The organism is Brevibacillus sp. HB1.3, from assembly GCF_013186635.1.
GTDB lineage: Bacteria > Bacillota > Bacilli > Brevibacillales > Brevibacillaceae > Brevibacillus > Brevibacillus brevis_D.
The window spans coordinates 259015-278565 of sequence record NZ_JABMIT010000002.1; the positions used below are offsets into that span (position 1 = coordinate 259015).

A 19551-nucleotide genomic window follows, 5' to 3' on the forward strand; every position below is an offset into this window, starting at 1 on the left:
AATCCTCTTATTGTTTGGCAAGCTCCTTACGAACAATAGGTGCAACCTTAGTACCGAAAAGCTCGATCGTCCGTAGCAATTCGCGATGCGGCAGTGAGCTGAAATCGACGTACATAAGGAAACGGGTCAAGCTTAAATTCTGCTGTGCAAGCAGAATCTTCTCCGCCACATATTCTGGATCTCCAACATATAAGGCACCACGAAGGTCGCAAGCTTCTTCGAACGAGTTACGAGTGTAATGTAGCCACCCTCGTTCCCGTCCAATCTGGTTCATCTGCTCGGCCATAACGGGAAAGTATCGTTCCGCCGCAGCTTCAAACGAATCCGAAATGAAACCATGGGAATGCGTTGCAATCTGCAAATTGCCGGAATCGTGCCCTGCCTTCTCGGCGGCTTCCTTATATAGTTTCACCAAAGAGGCAAACCGTTCCGGCATCCCACCGATAATCGAGAAGATAACAGGAAGTCCCAGCGTGCCGGCTCGAACTGCTGATTCCGGGCTGCCGCCTGTGCCAATCCATACGGGCAGCTGGACCTGCTGTGCACGGGGGTATACGCCCATATTGTTAATTGCCGGGCGATGCCCTCCACCCCAAGTCACCTTCTCCGTAGTCCGTATTTTTAATAAAAGCTCAAGCTTCTCTTCGAACAACTCCTCGTAATCGTTTAGGTTATATCCGAACAGCGGAAACGACTCAACGAAAGAGCCGCGTCCGGCCATGATCTCGGCCCGCCCTTTTGATAGGCAGTCCAGCGTTGCGAAGTCCTGATATACACGGACCGGATCATCCGAAGAGAGCACCGTTACGGCGCTAGATAGCCGAATTCGCTTGGTTATGCATGCTGCAGCTGCAAGAATGATAGCAGGAGACGAGCTTGTATAGTCGCTCCGATGATGCTCACCAATAGCATACACGTCAAGCCCAACTTGATCAGCCAATTGAATCTCCTCGATCGCTTGACGCAGCCTCTCTGCCGGCGACACACCTCCATGATCAGGCCTTGTGTGGAGAAAAGTGGAGATTCCTAACTCCATGCTCTTTGATTTTTCTTCCAACATAGTTTCCTCCCTTAAACAATTCATCATTTCTAGAAATATAGAAATGTGTTTTAAAAAAATTTACGCCAGCAAATAAGGCGCAAATTTCTCTGCAACTTCTTGATTAACACTATAGTGAATAAACGATCCATTTTTACGCGAATTGATTAAGCCAGAGTCGGTTAATTGCTTCAGATGATGCGACAACGTTGAGCCAGCCACGGTTTCGAGTCTTTCACCAATAGCAGTAAAGCATTGATTACTCTCCTTTGCTAGCATCAAAGCGATTTTTAAACGCGTGGGTTCACCTAAAGCTTTGTATACTTTAACCGCCTGCCCCATTTCTTCTACGTTTTCAGCCATGATGATCTCCTTCCTAAGAGTTACTCTACATTTCTATAAGTGTAGAAATGATATTAGCACTACATTGTTGAAATGTAAAGTTCGGTCCAACTATACAGTCGTGTGCTTGTGCATTCATGGCTCGACTTATGATAAAGTGGTTTTGAAGAAAAAAGGAGGATGGCATGTATGCAAAATCAAATGGGTTCTGACGCTTTGCCGCCAAAAACCTGTACAATCGAGCGTTTAATTACCGTGAAGCCGGATATCGAGAAAGTATTGTCGGGACAAAAAACCGCGACCCGGCGCAATGGACGCTACGCAGATGTTGGTGAAATCATGACCCTCGAAGGCCACGAATTTGTAATCGACAAGGTTTATTCACAGTCGCTCGGGGAATTAACCGATGAAAATGCCAAGCAAGAGGGATATTCGAATGTAGAGGAATATAAGCAATCCATTCTATCCTCTCATCCTGGGATGCCTTGGCTGCCGCATATGCGAGTGTGGGTTCATGAATTTAGCCCGGGCAAGAAAAAATAACGGTGAGCATTTTATTATATAAGACGATTCTTTATCTACATATTCTCAGTGCCATGATGTCCATCGGACCGTTTTTTGTTCTGCTACCCATGATGAAAAGATTGCGAGAGGCTGACCTCACCAAACAACAGGCCTATCTGGATACTTTCAGGTCTACCACACGTTTGGCGAAGCATGCCGGTCATGTTTTGGTCATATCCGGGGTATTGCTAGTCATGGGTGGGAATTGGTCATGGAAGACGTCCTGGATCGTGATGACCGTATTGATCCTGGTAAGCTCCTTGTATTTCCTGGCACGCGCATTTTCGCCGAAGATACGGAAGTTTAATGAAACTGACCAGGACAAGGATAAATTAGTGCAGTCGCTTACTCGCTCGATCTGGATCTATTTGTTTCTTTTGCTGACCATGTTATGGTTCATGGTGGTCAAGCCTGAGGTATGGTAGAGATGATAAAAATAAAACACCCAGAACTACAATCAGTTCCGGGTGTTCCTTTACATGAATTTACGAAACCGCAACAACCGCATCCAGTGCGATCAACGCTTCTGCTTCAATGGCTTTTGCCATCACATCGGTGTGCGGATTATACGATTCGATCAAGTCTGCATCTGCATACCCGTCGATCGCCAAAATTGAGCCTGCCTTCATTCCGCGAAGCGCCGCAATCACGAACAGGGCGGTGTTTTCCATTTCGACTGCCAAAACGCCTGCTTTTTGGTACAGCTTGTGCGGGAATTCCAACACCCCACTGTAAAAGACATCGAGTGTCAGCGTGATTCCTTCGAATACCTTCAAGTCTGATGCATTTGCTCCCGAAGCTTGTACAAGCGCGTCCACGACATGGCGATTGGCAACAGCCGGGAAGCCCGCCGGAACTAACTGACTGGTCAAACCGTCTTGGCGAACCGCCGCGGAGCTGATGACGAGGCTACCTGTCTCGATTTCCTTTTGGTATGACCCGGCAGTTCCTACACGAATGATGACCTGAACGCCGCCCTTCGCCAGCTCCTCGAAGCATACGGCTGCTCCCGGTGCACCTACCCCATGGCTCACTACCGCTACCTCTACGCCTTTCCACGTACCCGCATAGCTGTGATACTCGCGGTTTTCCCCGATTTGACGCTGATCGTCGAGTTTCGATGCAATCAAGGCTGCACGTTTTGGATCACCGCACACGATGACGCGCTTGGGCAGTTGTTCTGGATCCACCTTTAGATTCGTCAACATCTCAATCGAACTCCTTTTTCTCCCACTCATCCTCTGGTATCGGCAACGCTTCACCGGAGAACCGCTCTTCGCGGAACGGGTCTGCGATCAAGTGAAAACCATTTTGCTCCCAGAAGCCGGGCTTGTTTTCCGTCATAAATTCAATTCCTCTGATCCACTTCACACTTTTCCAGAAATACAGATGAGGAACAACCAGGCGAAGCGGCCAGCCGTGCTTGTCCGTCAGTCGCTCTCCGTCAAAGGAGTGAGCCAATAGCACATCATCACGCTCCAGATCAACGAGCGGCACATTGGCGGTATAGTCGTGATCACCGTGCAGCATGACGAAGTTAGCCTGCGGGGTCACGCCAATCGCCTGTAGAAAATCACGAAAACGCACGCCTGTAAATGCATTGTCAAAACGGGACCAACGCGTCACGCAGTGAATGTCGCTTGTCACTGTCACCTGCGGCATCGCCATAATCTCTTCGTAGGAGAGCGTCACTTCCCGATCTACCTCCCCGAAAACACGCAGCGTCCATTCGTTCATGTCATACACCGGCACGTCTCCCTCATGCAAAATGGGAAAACGCTCTGTCAGGATTTGTCCCGGCGGAAGTCGTCTGGCGAGTCCCGGTTCCACTGGGGCGGGTACTTTCATTCTTTTGATCCGATCTGCCTTGTTCATATCGCATTTCCCCCTGTCTCCGCTGTCTATATGGTCTATGGTTAACGGGTGCTCTGCTGATTGTCGCTGCCAATCTGACTCTTGTTCTTTAAAAAGAACATCGCCGCAATCGTCAGCACGTATGGCAGCATAGCCGTAAATTGCGTCGGAAGCGAAAAGCCCTGCAAACGAATACTAAGGGCATCCATCAATCCGAACAAAAGGCTCGAAGCTATAATACCGAGTGGATGCGACTGCCCCATCATCATCGCTACCAATGCGATAAAGCCCCGACCAGCTGTCATCCCTTCTGTAAACATCGTGACTTGCCCCAGTGAAAGCTGTGCCCCTGCAATCCCGCACAAGGCGCCACTCATCACAATCGCCAGCACCTGAAGCCCGGTCACTTTCAGACCGAGGCTGCGCGCCGCAACAGGATTCAGACCAACTGCAAGGACGCGGAAGCCCGTAACCGTCCGATAAAAGAACACATACAGCAGAATGGCAGCCAAAAACGCAAAATATACGAGTGGCGAATGGCCAGAGACAATACCTCCAATGACTGGAATATCGTGAATGAAAGGAATCTCGACGGTTGGCAAGCCAGTCATATCCTTATCATAAAACGCCCCTTTGACACCGAAGATCGCCCGCAGTGCAAATGTCGTCAACCCCAGCGCGAGAAAGTTAATCGCCACACCGACGACGATTTCATTCGCCCTAAGCTTGATCGTCATGTACGCGAATAAGAGCGAAAAGACGATGCTGACCAGCGCTGCTATCAAAACGGCCAGAAAGAGATTCCCGGTAAAATGATTGCCGACAATCGCGGAAAAGGCACCGACCAGTACCAATCCCTCCAAGCCCACATTAAAAATTCCGACACGTGCGCAGAGCGCTCCACCCAAAGCTGCCAACAAGATCGGCGTAACCATCCGAATGGTAGAACTGAGGAGGGACCAATCAAAGAGCTCCATGCGATTCCCCTCCTTTTGCCTTCCGCTTTTTCCACCAGTCGTAGCTGAACTTGGCGGAGATGAACAATATCAATACGGCTTGTATAACACTTGCCAGCTCCAGCGGCACATCCGTATTGCGCTCGACACCCATGGCTCCTGTCTGAAAAGCAGCAAGCAGGATCGAAGTCACAATGATGCCAAGTGGGTGCGAGTTCGCAAGCAGAGCTGCCATCAGGCCCGTCCAGGCGAAGCCCGGTACAGTCAGGGCCCCGTCCACAAAGCGATAGTGCGCCCCCATTACCTCGACGGTTCCCGCCAAGCCAGCCAAGCCACCACTGGCAAACATCCCGGTCAGCATCACCCGAATCCGATTAATTCCTCCGTATTGAGCAAAAAGCGAGTTTTGACCCAGCATCTTCACTTCATAGCCAAAAGGCGTAAAACGAAGGACCCAGAACAACAAGAGCGCTGCAACGATCGCAAACAAAAACCCTGCATGCACGCTCATTCCCGCAAACAGCTTCGGAAGCCAAGCGCTTTTCTCCAGCATGACGGTCTGTGCCAGTGCCGCAGAACCCGAGCGATCCCGGAATGGCTCTGTCACGAGATAGCTCGCAAACAATACCGCAATATAGTTAAAGAGCAACGTAGAGATGAGCAACGGAATGCGAAACCGTGCTTCCATAAAGCCCGGCAACAACGCCCAGAACCCGCCGACCGCCATTCCTGCGAAAATACCCGCCACAATTTTGATCATTCCCGGCGCTGGCAAATAGATCGCGACTAACGCAGCACTGACTGCACCCAGCACCATTTGCCCTTCCGCCCCCAGGTTGAATACCCCTGCCCGAAATGCGAGGGAAAGACCCAAGGCAATCAGCATGATAGGTGTGGCTCTCGCTAAAGTAGACGTTACGAAATAAAAACTGCCAAAGGCCCCTTTCCACATTTCCTGGTAGGTTCCCAAGATCGATTCGCCAACGGCAGCAATAACTAGTGCCCCGGTCAACAAACCGATGACGACAGCCAAGAACGGCTGAACCAATGACTTAGATAGCTCTTTGATTGCTGCCATGAATGCTTCCTCCCGCCATGATCACGCTGATTTTTTCTTCGGTTGCCTCCAGGCGTGACAGCTCTCCAGCGATTCGCCCTTTATACATGACCAAAATTCTGTCAGACAAGGCGAGAATTTCGGACAACTCGGAGGAGACGAGCAGGATTCCGTCTCCCTGATTGCGCTTTTCGATCAGTACCTGATGGATGTACTCCATGGCACCGATATCCACCCCTCGCGTAGGCTCAGCCGCAATCAAAAACGGGGTTTCATGTCCCAGCTCCCTTGCTACGATCAGCTTTTGCAAATTTCCACCTGACAGATTCCCTGCCAGCTCCTGCAATTGTCGGGAGCCTGTTTTGATGGCAAACTGATCAACCCAGCCTTTTATGACTTGGCGGAATTTCTCCCGCAAAACGACGCCACGGCGGTTGTAAGCAGGCTTTCGCTGATAGCCCATCAACGCATTTTCCTCGACGCTTGAGAGTTTGGCCGTTCCCCACAGGTAGCGATCCTCCGGAATATGCGCCAAGCCGGCATCCCGAATGGTGGCTACTGATTTGTTCGTCACGTCCTTGCCACCTAACCGCACCGTACCCTCCTGTGCCGCTCGCAAACCACTGATCGCTTGTAGCAGCTCGGATTGTCCATTCCCGGAAACACCTGCGATTCCTACGATTTCCCCGTGGTGTACGGTAAAGCTGACTTGATCGAGCAGGGTCTGCTTTTCTCGAACCGCAAGATTCTCCACCTGCAACAAGGGGCCTTTATCCAGAGGAAGTCGCTCAGCTAGCTCCTGCAATTCACGTCCAACCATCAGTCTGGCTAAATCGTTCGCATTTGTCTCATTCCGCGAAACCGTTCCCGTCACTTTTCCCCCGCGCAGTACCGTAATACGATCGGCTACCTCCATGACTTCCTGCAACTTATGTGTAATCAAAATGACGCTCTTGCCGCTCTTTGCCAAGTTTCGAATCGTTTGCAGCAGGTCGCGTACCTCCAGCGGAGTAAGGACAGCAGTCGGCTCGTCCAACACGATAATATCCGCTCCCTGATACAGGACCTTCAGAATTTCGACCCGTTGCTGTTCCCCGATCGAGCAATTCGCTACCATAGCCTGCGGATGAATCGGAATGCGATACTGCTCACTCAGCGCTCGCACCTTGTCCTCTGCGTCTCTTCTTTTGAAAAAGCCTGCTTGCTTCGGCTCATATCCAATCACGATATTTTCAGTCACACTGAATTCTCCGAAGAGCATAAAGTGCTGGTGAACCATCCCGATTCCATTTCGAATCGCGTCCTCTGGTCCGCGAAAAACAACTGGCTTGCCGTTTAACACGATCTCTCCCGACGTCGGCTGCTCCATCCCGTACAGCATCCGCATCAGTGTCGTTTTGCCCGCTCCATTTTCCCCGACAATCGCATGGACCTCTCCTGCTGCCAGTGAGAACGACACCTTGTCGTTGGCGGTAAAATCTCCGTACTTCTTGGTCATGCCCCTCATTTCCAAGCGATCGGTCATTCCCACTCCCTCATTTCTGTACGTCCTTTTATGAAAATGGAAGACCGACTACACAGCCGTAGTCGGTCACATCCATCACTGTGCACAAACAATTTGACGTGCGTGTTTAGAATTTATCTGGTACTTGGCGAGTGCCCGCTACAATCTCATCGCTGATCGCTTTCACTTTATCCACCACTTCTTGTCCGATAAAAGCGTTCAGCGGCGTCTTGCTTTCGTGCGTGACATAGGTTACACCAACACCTTTTTCCTTCAAGCCGTATGCCACAACACCTGGTTTGAACGTTCCTTCTACAAAGGTCTTCACGGTTTCATAAGCTGCCGCGTCAGTTCCTTTCAATTGGGACAGAACGATATGCTCTGGATCAATCGTCGTACGGTCAACGTCCTGACCTGCTGTGAAGAAGCCTTTTTCCTTCGCTGCTTCGAAAACGCCGAGGTCGCCTACTGCTGCTGCACCGTTAATGAAATCAGCGCCTTTGGAAGCTTGGAGCAAAGCCAATTCCTTCGCTTTTGCCGGGTCAGTGAAGCTTCCTACATAGTTGACCAGCAGCTCTGCTTTTGGATTTGTCGCTTTCAAGCCCTCTCCGAAGCCAACCGTCCATTTTTTTAACTGCGGAATATCAAGAGCCACAACCATACCCACTTTGTTCGTTTTCGTTGCCAAGCCTGCTGCTGCTCCCACCAAGTAAGCCGCTTCCTGCTCACGGAAGGTAACACTGCGAACGTTTGGCAAATCCACTACCGTATCAATAATCGCAAAATTACGGTCAGGATTTTCAGTAGCTACTTTTTTCAATGCATCCTCTGATGTAAAGGAAGAAGTGATGATCAAATCATAATTTTCTGCAACAGCCACACGCAGATTTTCTTCAATCGCTCCATGGTCTGTAGATTCGATCGTTTTTACTTCTGCGCCCAGCTCTTGTGCGGCTTTCTTTGCACCCTCGTCCATTTGTTGGAAGAATGGATTCACACCGATTTTCTCAGGCAAAATCAAGGCAATTCGCTTTTTGGCCGCGCCCTCTTGTCCTGCTGCTTGTCCTCCTGGCTGATCTGCCGGTGCGCTTGTGCCAGTCGAGCATCCTGTTGCCAATACTGCGAATGTCGTTAATGCCAGCAATAACTTCTTCATGATGTATCTCTCCCTATCCGAACTTTACGTTTTTCTTTATCCTATTAGGTAATGTACGGCTTTTCATCCATTTTTTCAATACTATTTACGAATATTCTCTTATAGAATTAATTTATCGTTCGTTTATTCCTCCTCTTCTTTTACAAATACAACAAAAAAACTCTCCCCGGAGGAAGAGTTTGCGTACGAAGCCGTTCTCTTCCTCATCTGTCAAAACCATGGTACAGGTTTTGCAGGAATTGGCACCTTTCTGTTCATGCATAGACATGATCAGTGGTTGCCGGGCATCATCGGGCCAGTCCCTCCGCCGCTCTTGATAAGGTAGGTGAATATATTTAGTTACAATGGAATTCATTCTAGCAGAACGGTTCGAAAATGCAATTCTTTTTTCTCAATTCCAAACACTTCTACAAGTAAATAAAAGTTTAAAAAGTCGTCTTTTCAGCACCGAGAAATTGGCGAGAAGCGCAACCTCTACTTTACGTGAAAGGTTTGCTGGAGGCGATGCGACAACGTATTTAGCTCGCCCAGCTCTTCCGTAATCTCACGCACTTTTTGATGCTGGTTTTCTGCTGTCGCAAACAGCTCTTCTAAGTTGGCTACCGATTCCTCGGTTACGGCTGTAATGGTCGACATCTCGATGGCAACTTCGCCGGAACGCACTTTTACCCGGTCCATGCTGGAGCTTACCTGATCAGCTGCTTCTAGGAAGGCCATCATCCCTGCACGCACTGCTTCAATGGAAGCCACTGTTTTTACGGCCAGCTCTTGGCCTTTTGCAACAGACACTTCCCCACTGCTCATATGTTGCACCGCATTCTCACTTTCCTGATGGAGTGACTTGAGAATGTCGGTAATTTCCTGTGTGGCTGTCGCGCTTTGTTCTGCCAGCTTGCGTACCTCATCCGCTACCACAGCAAATCCCCGTCCATGCTCACCTGCACGAGCCGATTCAATCGCGGCATTCAGTGCCAACAGATTCGTTTGTGTCGCGATCTGATTAATAGCGCCGACAATTTCCTCTACGCGATTCGCCTGGCGATTGAGCTGGTGAATCGTAGAGGCTGCTACATTGACTGCCTGCACAATTTGCTCCATCTGCGAGGACAGCTCGTTCATCATCTGAACGCTTTCTGTCAGACGACGGTTGTTTTGTTGCGATTCAGTTTTCATTGCGTTGGTCTGCGATGTGACTGCCTCGATTTCCTGATCGATGGATTGAACCTCTTCTTCGATCTTCACCGTAGAATTCGCCTGTGATTCCATACCGACGGCGACTTCCTTGAAGGCTACCATCATTTCATCTGTATTGCGCTTCGTACCTTCCGCATGCTCATGTACATGATCGCTTGTACGATCCAGCTGCTCCGTCATTTCCTGGATGTTCAAAAGCATTTCTCCCAGACGGCGCTCTTTCTCTTCCGCTTCCTGCCTTGCATCGTGCGCTTTTTGCAGGGAGGCTTGTCCGGCGAGACACAGATACGTTACGGCTCCCATCATCATGAGAATCGTGACAATACGCATAAGCAAATTGATCTCCGAAAAATCACCATCGAAGATCTGGTAGGTTCCTGTGTAGAACCCGATAACCGTGACAATGATTTGGGTAATTCCCGCTGTTACGACCAGCTTCCAATCCAAATAGGCTGCCAAAAAGCCCATGACGATAAAAGCGAGGAAGGTGATCTCCTGGTAATCGGTAAAGTGATCGAATGAAATCGCATAGAACATGAGTCCAATTGCTACCAGATAACGAATCACAAGACTATCTTTGCGAATGAAATAATACGGCGAAACAATTAAAGTGACCAGCAATCCCAAGGACGTCACTTTCCAGAAGTTCACATCCACTTGGTAGGCAATGAGTCCCGCCATCCACAAATGATTCCATAGGATAAAAATCATAAAGCCTTCTTTGTCAGTCAAGGTATTGCGAATCAATTGAATCATAATTGCCCCCCTTTTCCTTATTACTTATGTATCGGATTCTTTCCCCATTATATAGCCAAACCTTTGCCAAATTTGTGAAAAAAGTGAGAACAGCCAAAAACAATTTCGAATAGGCTATTACACAACTCACACGTACAGGAGGCAAACGGAAAAAAGTGGAACTCAATCAATTGCCAGCTACTGTGCTGACACGTACGATCAGCCGTCCGAACACCACGATTTACTATCCCCAATTGGCGGGATTAGCCAACCAGCAAGCGGAAAAAGATATCAACCGGGCGATTTATCAAACGGTTCAAGGCTTAATTCACGAGCAACAACGGGTCCAGGTACCGGGAAATACAGAAATGCAAGGAAGCTACGAAATCAAGACAAACGAACGCGGCATTTTCAGCGTCGTGTTGAGCAACTACGCCTATACACCGCAAATGGCTCACGGCATGACCTTCCTCGGTTCGATCACCGCTGATATCCAAACAGGCAAGCTGTATACGCTGCGGGAATTATTCAAGCCAGGAAGCGATTACGTCAAGGTGATTTCCGAAAACATCAAGCGTCAAATCAAAGAAAGAAACATCCCCACCCTCAATGGCTTTACTTCGATTAAGCCCGATCAAGATTATTACATCGCCGACAAAGCACTGGTCATCTACTTCCAGTTGTACGAAATTACGCCCTACTACGTCGGTTTCCCCATGTTCCCCATTTCGGTCTATGAACTAGAGCCAATCATCAATGAAAAAGGTCCACTGAGCATCTTGTCCGCAGATTAGTGCACTGTATCACTGTATTTTTCACCTAGGTGAGTGTCTTCTTCCACGACACTCACCTGATTCTATTTGTGTCAGAAAATCCATAATTTCGCCATCGAATAAACGTTTACTTATATGTCTAGAACTGCTAGTATGTTATTGTACATATTTACTTAAGCAATAAGTGTACGATATATCGGACCAGCTTTCCTGGAGGTATATATTCATGCAATATTATGGTCATCGAATTAGCCAAACAGCAAGAATATTCAGCAAATCACTAAATGGGACTATGGCTCCCATGGGATTATACAGCTCGCAATGGGGTATTATTCTTTGCTTGCATTATCGTGAATCGCTTACTCAGGTTCAATTGAGCAACTACCTGAATGTTGAAGCGCCGACGATTACCCGGACACTCACCCGTTTGGAAGAGATGGGCTGGATCATTCGCTCAGAGGGTGATGACAAGCGTGAGCGCTATGTGTCCTTGTCTCCACAAGCAATCGAACGGTTCCCGGAATGGCTGGAGGCTGCAAAAGTGCAAGAAGAGCTGGCACTCCGCGGCGTTGACGAAGCAGAGCTCGCTATCTTTAACCGCGTTTTGAAGAAAATGAACGATAATTTACAGCCGTTGTAACAAGTAAAAAATGACTTCGCCCAAATGCAGTTTGGTGAAGTCATTTTTTGTTAGCCATTTTTCCTTGTGCTATGGATGAGAGTGTTGAGCTCTTGTTCCAATTGAATCAGTTCAATCTGTATCTGTTGCTTTTGCAATTGTTTTTTCTGTTGCAGCACTTGTTTTTTCAAATCATTTGCTTCTTTGTCATTTGCTTGGTTGTCTGTAGACGCAGGCTGCTCCGGTTCCACCTGTCCAGTCGAACCTATGGCAGCTATGAAAGTGCCAATCACTGCGATCCACCCCCCTACCGCTACCAACTCATTCGCCAGATTTTTTTCGATCATCCTTCTTCCCTCCGTTTTTGGGTTGATTCTCCTGTAAATTCTTCTTTATATCTTGAACACTATCTCGCAATTGAGCAATTTGCTGTTCAATTCGTTTGAACTGCATATCGTCATCATTGTCATTGCCATTTTTGTTTTTCCCATTGATTTGCTTGTTTAATTGGATGAAAGGCTGTATCAACTTGTCGTTGTTGCAGGCAGGCTTTTGACTTAATTTGGTTGTTTTATCAATGGCGAGGATGACAAAGCCAAGCGAAATAATCCAAAGTGCTATTACAGCGGTATCATCATCATCACAAAAAAACATAGATACCTCCATGCCAATAAAGGTCGTGGTTTGATTATTGGCCCTTCTATACAATACGCTCCTGCCTAATTCCTCGTGACATCGGGACCACCACTTCCTTGATGTTGTTCTGTCATGAAAAAAGGCTCCCCACCAAGCACAAGCGTGCCCAGCAAGAAGCCTATCGGTTATGATCGTATCCGTTAGTGCATACGTTTCGTAATATTGCGAGCCATCCAAACTCCAGCAGCTCCGGCCTGTGCCAGACCACGCGTAATTCCGGCACCATCCCCGCCACAGAACAATCCCTTGATTTCTGTTTCGAATTCCTCAGTCAGTTTCGGACGAGCCGAGTAAAATTTGGCTTCCACTCCATAGAACAACGTGTGCTCAGAAGCGATTCCCGGTGTTACCTTGTCCAGTGCTTCCACCATCTCGATCAAGCTTTTCATCGTATTGTAAGGCAACACGAGTCCCAAGTCACCCGGTACTGCTTCCTTCAGAGTAGGCTCCAGGAAGCCTTCCTTAATACGCGACTCTGTGGAACGGCGACCGCGCAAAATATCGCCGTACTTTTGCACGATGACCCCACCGTTTGACAGATCATTTGCCCGCTTGCAAATTTCTCTCGCATACTCATTCGGCTTGTCAAACGGCTCTGTAAACGTATGAGATACCAAGAGCGCAAAGTTCGTATTCATCGAGCCCAGCGCTGGGTCTTTGTAAGAGTGCCCGTTTGCCGCCATAACACCACTGTGGTTTTCCACGACCACGTGACCGGATGGATTGCTGCAGAACGTCCGTACACGAGTTCCGACAGATGTGTTGAAAATGAATTTTCCTTCATACAAGTGCTCATTGATTTCGCGCATGACGACATCGGATGTCTCCACACGTACGCCTACGTCGACTTGATTGTTGTACATTTTCAGGCGGCGCTTCTTCAGGATATCCGTCAACCATGCGGAGCCGTCGCGTCCTGGTCCGATTACCACGTAATCAGCTTCATACTCTTGTCCGTTTTTCAAAATTACACCCTTTACCTGATGTCCGTCTGCTTCTTTCACTGTGATGATGTCCTCAACCTCTGTCTTGAACATCATGTCGATATGCTTCTTCAAATGCTCGAAGATCGACTGGAGAATCTCCAGGTTTTGCTCCGTTCCCAAGTGACGCACCTGTGCTCGCAACAGCTTGAGGCCTGCTGCATAGCCGCGCTGCTCGATGCTCTTGATCGTCTCTGTGGTCGGGTCCGTAATCGATTGGGTAGCCCCATGCTCCAAATTGATTTCATCTACGTATTTAATCAGCCCAAGTACAGCGGAAGGGCTGAGATAGTCCGTCATCCAACCGCCAAATTCGGTGGTGATGTTAAATTTTCCATCGCTATAAGCACCTGCTCCACCAAAACCACTGGTAATCGAACAGGCCGGCAAACAGCCTGCGAACTCTTTTTTTCCTGCTGGCGGCGGGCAGAGCTTGATCTTTTCTTCCAAGATCGGACAGCGTCTGCTATAGATGTCATGCCCTTTATCAATCAACAGCACCTTGGCATTCGGTGCTTTTCGCATTATCTCGTAGCACGTAAAAATTCCTGCTGGTCCTGCTCCTACAACGATCACATCATACTTATTCATGTCGTTCCCTCCCCGAAAAAATGAAAAAATTCCCGGCCGACGAATAGGGTATACCAAAACTGCCCTATTCGTAGCCGGGAATTTACGGTTCCCTGTAGAGACCCTCAAACCATATTTCTGAGGATATACGAATACAAATTACTATTTCATTCGTCAAGCCTGTGTTGTTCTTCACAACAATATGTATAGTAGCTTATAAGGTGAATCAAGTCAACCGAAAACAGCCCATTCATTCGTCTTTTAAAGTTAATTTTATTGTAAAAATGCCTTTACAATCCATAAACACACCAAAACACGAACATTAAAAAACGAACATTCGTCATTTCTGTTCATGCCCCTCATTTGTCAGGAAGGAATCAAATATAAACGAATAGAATAGATAGAATTTTAAGAAATATTTACGATTCATTATTTCATTCAAATCGCGTGCAAAAAAGGATGGGGCCTGTACATGCGGGATTATCGCTATTATCAGTCTGCCTTTGCTGGTGTTCCCAAGCCGTTCGCTTTCGTCGACCTAGATCTGCTGGAGGAAAATGCGGAGCAAATCAGTTTGCAAAGCAATGGAAAACCCGTACGAATCGCGAGCAAGTCGATCCGAAGCGTTGCCATTCTCAAACGTGTATTGCAGATGAACGATTGCTTTCGTGGTCTCATGTGCTATTCCGCTCCTGAGGTGCTTCACCTGTGCGAGGCAGGCTTCGATGACCTGCTACTTGGCTATCCGCTCTGGGAAAAAAGCTGGCTTTTGTCAATCGCCTCCGAGATTAAGAACGGACGCTCCATTACTTTGATGATCGACTCTCTCCCTCATGTCGAACAGCTCGAACAAATCGCCCGGGAAACCGGAACCAGGCTGCCTGTCTGTCTCGATATCGACATGTCATCTGATGTGTTGGGGCTGAATTTCGGCGTCTGGCGCTCGCCACTCCGCTCTCTCGAGGCGTCCCTCTCCCTAGTCAAACGCGTTGCTTCCTCCGATCATCTCTACCTAGATGGTGTCATGGGGTACGAAGCTCAAATTGCTGGCGTAGGTGATCGATACCCTCGTCAATTCCTGAAAAACAGCATCATTCGTCTCCTCAAGCAATATTCCGTGAAAGAAGTGGCTACTCGACGTGCCACACTGGTGCATGCCATTCGCGAGCTAGGCCTCTCTCTCCGCTTCGTAAACGGTGGAGGAACGGGCAGCTTGCACTTGACCGGGAAGGAAGACGCCGTTACAGAGGTTACAGCAGGCTCCGGATTTTTTTCGCCTGGGCTTTTTGACTACTTTCAGGATTTTCGGTTTCATCCTGCCGCAGGATTTGCTTTGGAAATTATCCGCAAGCCCACAGCGCACATCTACACTTGTGCGGGCGGGGGCTACATCGCATCTGGTTCTGCTGGGCGTGACAGACTCCCCAAGCCTTACTTGCCAGTGGGAGCAAAGCTGTTCCCCAACGAAGGAGCAGGTGAAGTACAGACACCTATCCACTATCAAGGCATGGAAACGTTGGAGTTCGGAGACCCGATCTTTTTTCGCCATGCCAAAGCAGGAGAGCTCTGCGAACGTTTTACCCGGCTGTATTGCATCTCTGGCGGGAAAATCATCGAGGAAGTGACCACCTATCGGGGGGATGGATTATGCTCACTGTAAAGAAGCACGCGAATCACTGGACCAATTGGACAGGAAATGTACAAAGCCAGCCGAAGCAAATCGCGATGCCAAAGTCCGTAGATGAGGTCGTGCAGCTTGTCCTTGCTTGCAAGAAGGCAGGTACACGGATTCGAGTCGTCGGCTCCGGTCATTCCTTCACTCGTCTCGTCCAGACAGAAGACTGCTTGCTATCCTTGGATCATCTCCAAGGAATCGTCAGTGTAGACCCTGCCTCTGATACCGTTGAAGTCTGGGCAGGCACCAAGCTCAAGACACTCGGACAACTCCTGCATCAAGCGGGCTACGCTCAAGAAAACCTCGGAGACATTAACGCCCAGTCCATTGCAGGGGCTGTCAGCACCGGAACACATGGCACTGGCATTCATTTTGGCAGCATCTCCACGCAAGTCGTCGGGCTGACAGTCGTGACTGCATCCGGGGAGGTTTTGGAGGTATCCGAACAGGTCCAGCCGGAGCTGTTCAAAGCCATGCAAGTCTCGCTTGGTCTTTTGGGCATCATCGTACGTGTCAAGCTGCGTGTCCTCCCAGCCTATCGCCTGCTCTACCAAAGCCGTCGCATGCAGGTGGAGGCGTGCTTGTCTTCTTTGGAAACGTTTAAAATCGAGCATCGACATTTCGAATTTTTTATCTTCCCGTATTCGGACACCGTTCAGGTGAAATTCATGAACGAGACCAGTGATCCCCCCAGCGGCAATCAACGGTGGAGCTATTTTAAAAAAATGGTGGTGGAAAACGGGCTGTTTTGGCTCTTGTCGGAGAGCTGCCGATTGCGCCCTTCTCTCACCAAAAGCGTCAGCAGGCTGTCTGCTCAAAGCGTTCCCTCTGTCCATGAGAGCGGCTACAGCCATCAGCTTTTCGCCACCCCTCGGCTTGTTCGTTTTTATGAAATGGAATACTGCTTTCCTGCCGAGCATATGGGCGAAGCCATACGGGAGCTGCGTAAGGCGATTGAGCAGGAACGCTTTGCTGTTCATTTTCCGCTCGAATGCCGGTACGTCAAAAAGGACGACATCTGGCTCAGTCCCGCCTATGAACGGGATAGTGCCTTCATTGCCGTCCACATGTACAAAGGAATGCCGTACGAAGCGTACTTTGCCCGGATGGAAGAGATTTTCGCCCGATATGGCGGACGTCCACACTGGGGGAAAATGCACAGTATGACCACCGAGAGGCTTCATCAGGTCTATCCTCGCTTACCCGATTTCCTCGCCATTCGCTCTGAGCTCGACCCTGACGGCTTGTTTGTGAATTCGTATTTAGCCGAGTTGTTCGGGATCTCCTGAAACACTATCTACACATAAAAAATGCCCCGATCACATTACCGGGCTGTTTACAAAATCTTTACTCATAGGTTTTCCAAGGAACCATGTAGAACTTAAGTTCTACCCGGAGAGCGTTGCTTTTCTCGGTTGTTTTGAGAAACTACCGGAATCCACTTTAGGGGAACGTATTATTTACTGCGCTTTTAGAAATAAGTGAGCGTACTCGGCCCTTTTCTCATTTTAAAAGGGCTTTTTTCATTTAATTAACCGAAGACCGATCTCCTTTAAGGAGGACAAACTGCCTTTAGGGAAAAAGTGGTATTTATAATATAACTGTAAAATGATACCATTAAGTAACACTACTATTAATCTCGTTTAATTTTCCCACAGAAGTCTGCATTTACTGTCTTAGTAAGGAGATGCTCTTATAAAGGAGATGTAAGCCGTGAAAAAAGTTTATATCCTTATTTTCTCTCTCATAGGAATTTTCGCGCTGAGTAGCCTTATTTACTTTCCCGGATTAAAGGTAAAGTCATTTGACGAGCTTGGTTGGTTCAATAAAGAGAAAATCACTTATCTGAGTATTAATAAAAATAATGATAATGAATACGTAGAACTAACTGCCGGAGATATCCAAAAGGTACTAAATGATTTCTCTAAAATGGAACTTCAAAAAATAGCAAGAGAATCTGATGCTTTTGATTCTGATTCAAAAAAAACAAATGAAGAATCTCCTAAATACGTTATTGATCTGAAAGAAAATAATCAGGACATTGGTACAATTTATCTTAATGACACCAATTATATAAAGTTCTATCAGAATTCTAAGGAAGAAGTCGACATATACAAAATTGTAAATAACCCTGACCTAGAAATTCATTCTGTTTTCGCATCTGCAAAAAATAAATGACCTGTCTCCCACCTACAAAAGGGGTTGTTCGGTTTATCTTCCGAACAACCCCTTTTTAAATTACATCTCTACCCAGCCGTCCTTACCATACACGCGAGTAACTAATCCCTTACCAGTAATGAGGCCAATGTCGTCATAGTCCATAAACAGAAATTCGATCTCAATCTTTTTGTATTGCGGATTATCTCTCATGATACGACGCGTTTTATGCAAGTCTTTAACAGCGATCTCGATATTATTTTCAAGATCTCACCGTCCATGGTTTCAGCCAGATCATCAAGATGTATTAGATGTGTTAGTTGCTTATTTAGGTAGCTTTGAGAATTTACCTGGGTCGACTTTTGGGAAACATATTAAAAAGGCGCGTTGGTTTCATGGGTACACTAAAAAAAAATGTACAAAGCAATTAGGAGGGCCCTTTTCTCAATTTTAAAAGAGCTTTTCTATTTAATTAACCGAAAACCTATCTCCTTAAAGCAGGACTTGTACTTTTATTGTTTTTAGGAAGAAAGTGGTATTTGCAAAATTACTGTAAAATGATACCATTAAGTGTTGTTTCAATTAATGCATTAATTTCCCATTGAAGCTATGCATTTCCTTCTTGTTCGGGAATGTGCTTATAAAGGAGATGTGAAAGGTGAAAATAGTTAGAATCCTTATTTTCTCCCTCATCGGAATTTTTGCACTCAGTAACCTTATTTATTTTCCTGGTTTTAAAGTTTGGGCATTTAGTGAGCTTAAGCTGATTGATAGCGAGAAAGTAACTTCACTTACGATTAATAGAAGAGAAGAAAAAGTAGAGGTAAAAATAACTGATAAAAAAGAAATTCAAAAGGTCCTCAACGATTTTTCCAAAATGGAACTTCGCAAAATAAAAAGAGAGTCTGATGCAAATGACTCTGATACGAAAGCTGCAAAAGAAAATAATTATACTTATAACATCTATGTTTATGAAAACACCCAGGATGTAGGGACAATTTATCTCTCTGGTACTAGTTACATGGTGTTTTATAGTAAATTTTCAGATGAAATCCCTATTTATAAAATCAAAAATAATCCAGACTTAGAAATCCACGAAGTGTTCAATTCAGCAAAAAACAAATAGCTTGTCACCATACAACTTATTACTCCCTGCAATATTTAAATCACGCACAAAGAACAAAAGGAGATATTCGACTAACTAGCCGAATATCTCCTTCCTCATTAATTACAGGGTTTCCCAACCGTTTTTACCAAGTACGCGAAGAGCTTCTCCCTTACCTGTGATCAGTCGAATGTCATCATAATCCATGAATGGGAATCCAATCTTAACCTTTTTGTATCCATTTCGGTTCAGTTACAGTCGCCGTAAGTGAAGTCATCCAAACAGCCCATCTTTCCAACTTAATATTCCTGTAGTGTAAACCTTTATAAGTATATGTAATTTTGGATACTCATGCTTTACAATCGAAAAAATCATCTCAAAAATCAAAAATCCCCTCACCCAATTGGGGCTGTTGACAAAGCCTTAACTCATAGAGTATCAAAGGTACCGTGTAGAATTAAGTTCTATGCGGTTTTCTTTTTGGAGAGATATAACATGATGGGAGTAGATGGAGACAAGAAACCCTAACTTCACTTTTTCCATTTAGAAGATTATGTACCGAAAGACCATTT

General features: G+C 47.1%; 21 protein-coding genes and 2 riboswitches. Of the genes, 8 read left to right on the forward strand and 13 right to left on the reverse strand.

Annotated elements, in window-relative coordinates:
- Nucleotides 1-7 precede the first annotated feature (7 nt).
- Together HPY31_RS05870 and HPY31_RS05875 are read right to left on the reverse strand one after the other, a co-directional pair.
- A complete protein-coding gene (locus HPY31_RS05870; RefSeq protein WP_253901697.1) occupies nt 8-1060 on the reverse strand; it encodes an Atu2307/SP_0267 family LLM class monooxygenase in 1053 nt (350 codons plus the stop codon).
- A gap of 60 nt (nt 1061-1120) precedes the next feature.
- Nucleotides 1121-1402, reverse strand: coding sequence for an ArsR/SmtB family transcription factor (locus HPY31_RS05875; RefSeq protein WP_172139305.1), 282 nt, complete (start codon nt 1400-1402; stop codon nt 1121-1123).
- Nucleotides 1403-1570: 168 nt separating this feature from the next.
- On the opposite strand from HPY31_RS05875, the gene HPY31_RS05880 reads away from it, so the two are divergent.
- Nucleotides 1571-1924, forward strand: a complete 354-nt coding sequence (locus HPY31_RS05880) for an ASCH domain-containing protein (RefSeq protein WP_172139307.1) — start codon at nt 1571-1573, stop codon at nt 1922-1924.
- 2 nt (nt 1925-1926) lie between these two features.
- Nucleotides 1927-2370: a DUF2269 family protein gene (locus HPY31_RS05885; RefSeq protein WP_172139309.1), complete on the forward strand. Its 444-nt coding sequence runs from the start codon at nt 1927-1929 to the stop codon at nt 2368-2370.
- A 60-nt stretch (nt 2371-2430) separates the two neighbouring features.
- Here the strand turns inward: HPY31_RS05885 and HPY31_RS05890 are convergent, their stop codons facing one another.
- The 7 genes from HPY31_RS05890 to HPY31_RS05920 form a co-directional block, all read right to left on the reverse strand.
- Nucleotides 2431-3153, reverse strand: coding sequence for a nucleoside phosphorylase (locus HPY31_RS05890; protein WP_172139311.1), 723 nt, complete (start codon nt 3151-3153; stop codon nt 2431-2433).
- 1 nt (nt 3154) lies between these two features.
- Nucleotides 3155-3820, reverse strand: coding sequence for a sulfite oxidase-like oxidoreductase (locus HPY31_RS05895; protein ID WP_172139313.1), 666 nt, complete (start codon nt 3818-3820; stop codon nt 3155-3157).
- Between the two features lie 41 nt (nt 3821-3861).
- On the reverse strand, nt 3862-4776 hold the full coding sequence (locus HPY31_RS05900) for an ABC transporter permease (RefSeq protein ID WP_015893736.1): 915 nt from the start codon (nt 4774-4776) through the stop codon (nt 3862-3864).
- Nucleotides 4763-5833 carry an ABC transporter permease gene (locus HPY31_RS05905; RefSeq protein ID WP_172139315.1) on the reverse strand — a complete coding sequence of 357 codons (1071 nt, stop codon included), beginning with the start codon at nt 5831-5833 and terminating at the stop codon, nt 4763-4765. Before HPY31_RS05905 ends, HPY31_RS05900 begins: the two co-directional genes overlap by 14 nt.
- Complete coding sequence (locus tag HPY31_RS05910) at nt 5808-7337, reverse strand: ABC transporter ATP-binding protein (RefSeq protein ID WP_172139317.1); 1530 nt, start codon at nt 7335-7337, stop codon at nt 5808-5810. The genes HPY31_RS05905 and HPY31_RS05910 overlap by 26 nt, the downstream gene beginning before the upstream one ends.
- Nucleotides 7338-7443: 106 nt before the next feature.
- A complete protein-coding gene (locus HPY31_RS05915) occupies nt 7444-8472 on the reverse strand; it encodes a BMP family lipoprotein (protein WP_172139319.1) in 1029 nt (342 codons plus the stop codon).
- Nucleotides 8473-8672: 200 nt separating this feature from the next.
- Nucleotides 8673-8795, reverse strand: a riboswitch (SAM riboswitch).
- Between the two features lie 151 nt (nt 8796-8946).
- Complete coding sequence (locus tag HPY31_RS05920; protein ID WP_172139320.1) at nt 8947-10422, reverse strand: methyl-accepting chemotaxis protein; 1476 nt, start codon at nt 10420-10422, stop codon at nt 8947-8949.
- Between the two features lie 155 nt (nt 10423-10577).
- Between HPY31_RS05920 and HPY31_RS05925 the strand changes: the two genes are divergently transcribed.
- Nucleotides 10578-11195 carry a DUF3298 and DUF4163 domain-containing protein gene (locus HPY31_RS05925; protein ID WP_015893741.1) on the forward strand — a complete coding sequence of 206 codons (618 nt, stop codon included), beginning with the start codon at nt 10578-10580 and terminating at the stop codon, nt 11193-11195.
- 205 nt (nt 11196-11400) lie between these two features.
- The gene (locus HPY31_RS05930; RefSeq protein WP_015893743.1) at nt 11401-11814 is read left to right on the forward strand and encodes a MarR family winged helix-turn-helix transcriptional regulator; all 414 of its coding nucleotides are present in this window, start codon (nt 11401-11403) and stop codon (nt 11812-11814) included.
- Between the two features lie 50 nt (nt 11815-11864).
- On the opposite strand, the gene HPY31_RS05935 is transcribed toward HPY31_RS05930, so the two are convergent.
- The 3 genes from HPY31_RS05935 to HPY31_RS05945 form a co-directional block, all read right to left on the reverse strand.
- Nucleotides 11865-12140 carry a hypothetical protein gene (locus HPY31_RS05935; RefSeq protein ID WP_016741946.1) on the reverse strand — a complete coding sequence of 92 codons (276 nt, stop codon included), beginning with the start codon at nt 12138-12140 and terminating at the stop codon, nt 11865-11867.
- Nucleotides 12115-12459, reverse strand: coding sequence for a hypothetical protein (locus HPY31_RS05940; protein WP_253901698.1), 345 nt, complete (start codon nt 12457-12459; stop codon nt 12115-12117). The genes HPY31_RS05935 and HPY31_RS05940 overlap by 26 nt, the downstream gene beginning before the upstream one ends.
- A 170-nt stretch (nt 12460-12629) precedes the next feature.
- Nucleotides 12630-14063: an NAD(P)/FAD-dependent oxidoreductase gene (locus tag HPY31_RS05945; RefSeq protein WP_172139321.1), complete on the reverse strand. Its 1434-nt coding sequence runs from the start codon at nt 14061-14063 to the stop codon at nt 12630-12632.
- 51 nt (nt 14064-14114) lie between these two features.
- A riboswitch (purine riboswitch) is annotated at nt 14115-14214 on the reverse strand.
- A 300-nt stretch (nt 14215-14514) separates the two neighbouring features.
- Between HPY31_RS05945 and HPY31_RS05950 the strand changes: the two genes are divergently transcribed.
- The 3 genes from HPY31_RS05950 to HPY31_RS05960 all read left to right on the forward strand — a co-directional run bounded on the left by HPY31_RS05950 (nt 14515) and on the right by HPY31_RS05960 (nt 17895).
- Nucleotides 14515-15702: an amino acid deaminase/aldolase gene (locus HPY31_RS05950; protein WP_172139322.1), complete on the forward strand. Its 1188-nt coding sequence runs from the start codon at nt 14515-14517 to the stop codon at nt 15700-15702.
- Nucleotides 15690-17006, forward strand: a complete 1317-nt coding sequence (locus HPY31_RS05955; protein ID WP_172139323.1) for a D-arabinono-1,4-lactone oxidase — start codon at nt 15690-15692, stop codon at nt 17004-17006. The genes HPY31_RS05950 and HPY31_RS05955 overlap by 13 nt, the downstream gene beginning before the upstream one ends.
- A 424-nt stretch (nt 17007-17430) precedes the next feature.
- Nucleotides 17431-17895, forward strand: coding sequence for a hypothetical protein (locus tag HPY31_RS05960; RefSeq protein ID WP_172139324.1), 465 nt, complete (start codon nt 17431-17433; stop codon nt 17893-17895).
- A gap of 60 nt (nt 17896-17955) precedes the next feature.
- On the opposite strand, the gene HPY31_RS28600 is transcribed toward HPY31_RS05960, so the two are convergent.
- Nucleotides 17956-18108, reverse strand: a complete 153-nt coding sequence (locus tag HPY31_RS28600; protein WP_216675493.1) for a hypothetical protein — start codon at nt 18106-18108, stop codon at nt 17956-17958.
- Nucleotides 18109-18532: 424 nt separating this feature from the next.
- Between HPY31_RS28600 and HPY31_RS05965 the strand changes: the two genes are divergently transcribed.
- Nucleotides 18533-19000 carry a DUF5301 domain-containing protein gene (locus HPY31_RS05965; protein WP_172139325.1) on the forward strand — a complete coding sequence of 156 codons (468 nt, stop codon included), beginning with the start codon at nt 18533-18535 and terminating at the stop codon, nt 18998-19000.
- Nucleotides 19001-19551: the final 551 nt, after the last annotated feature.

Excerpts from the sequence above, each read along its gene's own strand:
- HPY31_RS05870 (WP_253901697.1), bottom strand. The coding sequence starts at position 1,060 with ATGTTGGAAGAAAAATCAAAGAGCATGGAGTTAGGAATCTCCACTTTT.
- HPY31_RS05920 (WP_172139320.1), bottom strand. The coding sequence starts at position 10,422 with ATGATTCAATTGATTCGCAATACCTTGACTGACAAAGAAGGCTTTATG.
- HPY31_RS05940 (WP_253901698.1), bottom strand. The coding sequence starts at position 12,459 with ATGGAGGTATCTATGTTTTTTTGTGATGATGATGATACCGCTGTAATA.
- HPY31_RS05915 (WP_172139319.1), bottom strand. The coding sequence starts at position 8,472 with ATGAAGAAGTTATTGCTGGCATTAACGACATTCGCAGTATTGGCAACA.
- HPY31_RS05875 (WP_172139305.1), bottom strand. The coding sequence starts at position 1,402 with ATGGCTGAAAACGTAGAAGAAATGGGGCAGGCGGTTAAAGTATACAAA.
- HPY31_RS05880 (WP_172139307.1), top strand. The coding sequence starts at position 1,571 with ATGCAAAATCAAATGGGTTCTGACGCTTTGCCGCCAAAAACCTGTACA.
- HPY31_RS05910 (WP_172139317.1), bottom strand. The coding sequence starts at position 7,337 with ATGACCGATCGCTTGGAAATGAGGGGCATGACCAAGAAGTACGGAGAT.
- HPY31_RS05895 (WP_172139313.1), bottom strand. The coding sequence starts at position 3,820 with ATGAACAAGGCAGATCGGATCAAAAGAATGAAAGTACCCGCCCCAGTG.
- HPY31_RS05905 (WP_172139315.1), bottom strand. The coding sequence starts at position 5,833 with ATGGCAGCAATCAAAGAGCTATCTAAGTCATTGGTTCAGCCGTTCTTG.
- HPY31_RS05950 (WP_172139322.1), top strand. The coding sequence starts at position 14,515 with ATGCGGGATTATCGCTATTATCAGTCTGCCTTTGCTGGTGTTCCCAAG.
- HPY31_RS05930 (WP_015893743.1), top strand. The coding sequence starts at position 11,401 with ATGCAATATTATGGTCATCGAATTAGCCAAACAGCAAGAATATTCAGC.
- HPY31_RS05955 (WP_172139323.1), top strand. The coding sequence starts at position 15,690 with ATGCTCACTGTAAAGAAGCACGCGAATCACTGGACCAATTGGACAGGA.
- HPY31_RS05945 (WP_172139321.1), bottom strand. The coding sequence starts at position 14,063 with ATGAATAAGTATGATGTGATCGTTGTAGGAGCAGGACCAGCAGGAATT.
- HPY31_RS05890 (WP_172139311.1), bottom strand. The coding sequence starts at position 3,153 with ATGTTGACGAATCTAAAGGTGGATCCAGAACAACTGCCCAAGCGCGTC.
- HPY31_RS05900 (WP_015893736.1), bottom strand. The coding sequence starts at position 4,776 with ATGGAGCTCTTTGATTGGTCCCTCCTCAGTTCTACCATTCGGATGGTT.
- HPY31_RS05935 (WP_016741946.1), bottom strand. The coding sequence starts at position 12,140 with ATGATCGAAAAAAATCTGGCGAATGAGTTGGTAGCGGTAGGGGGGTGG.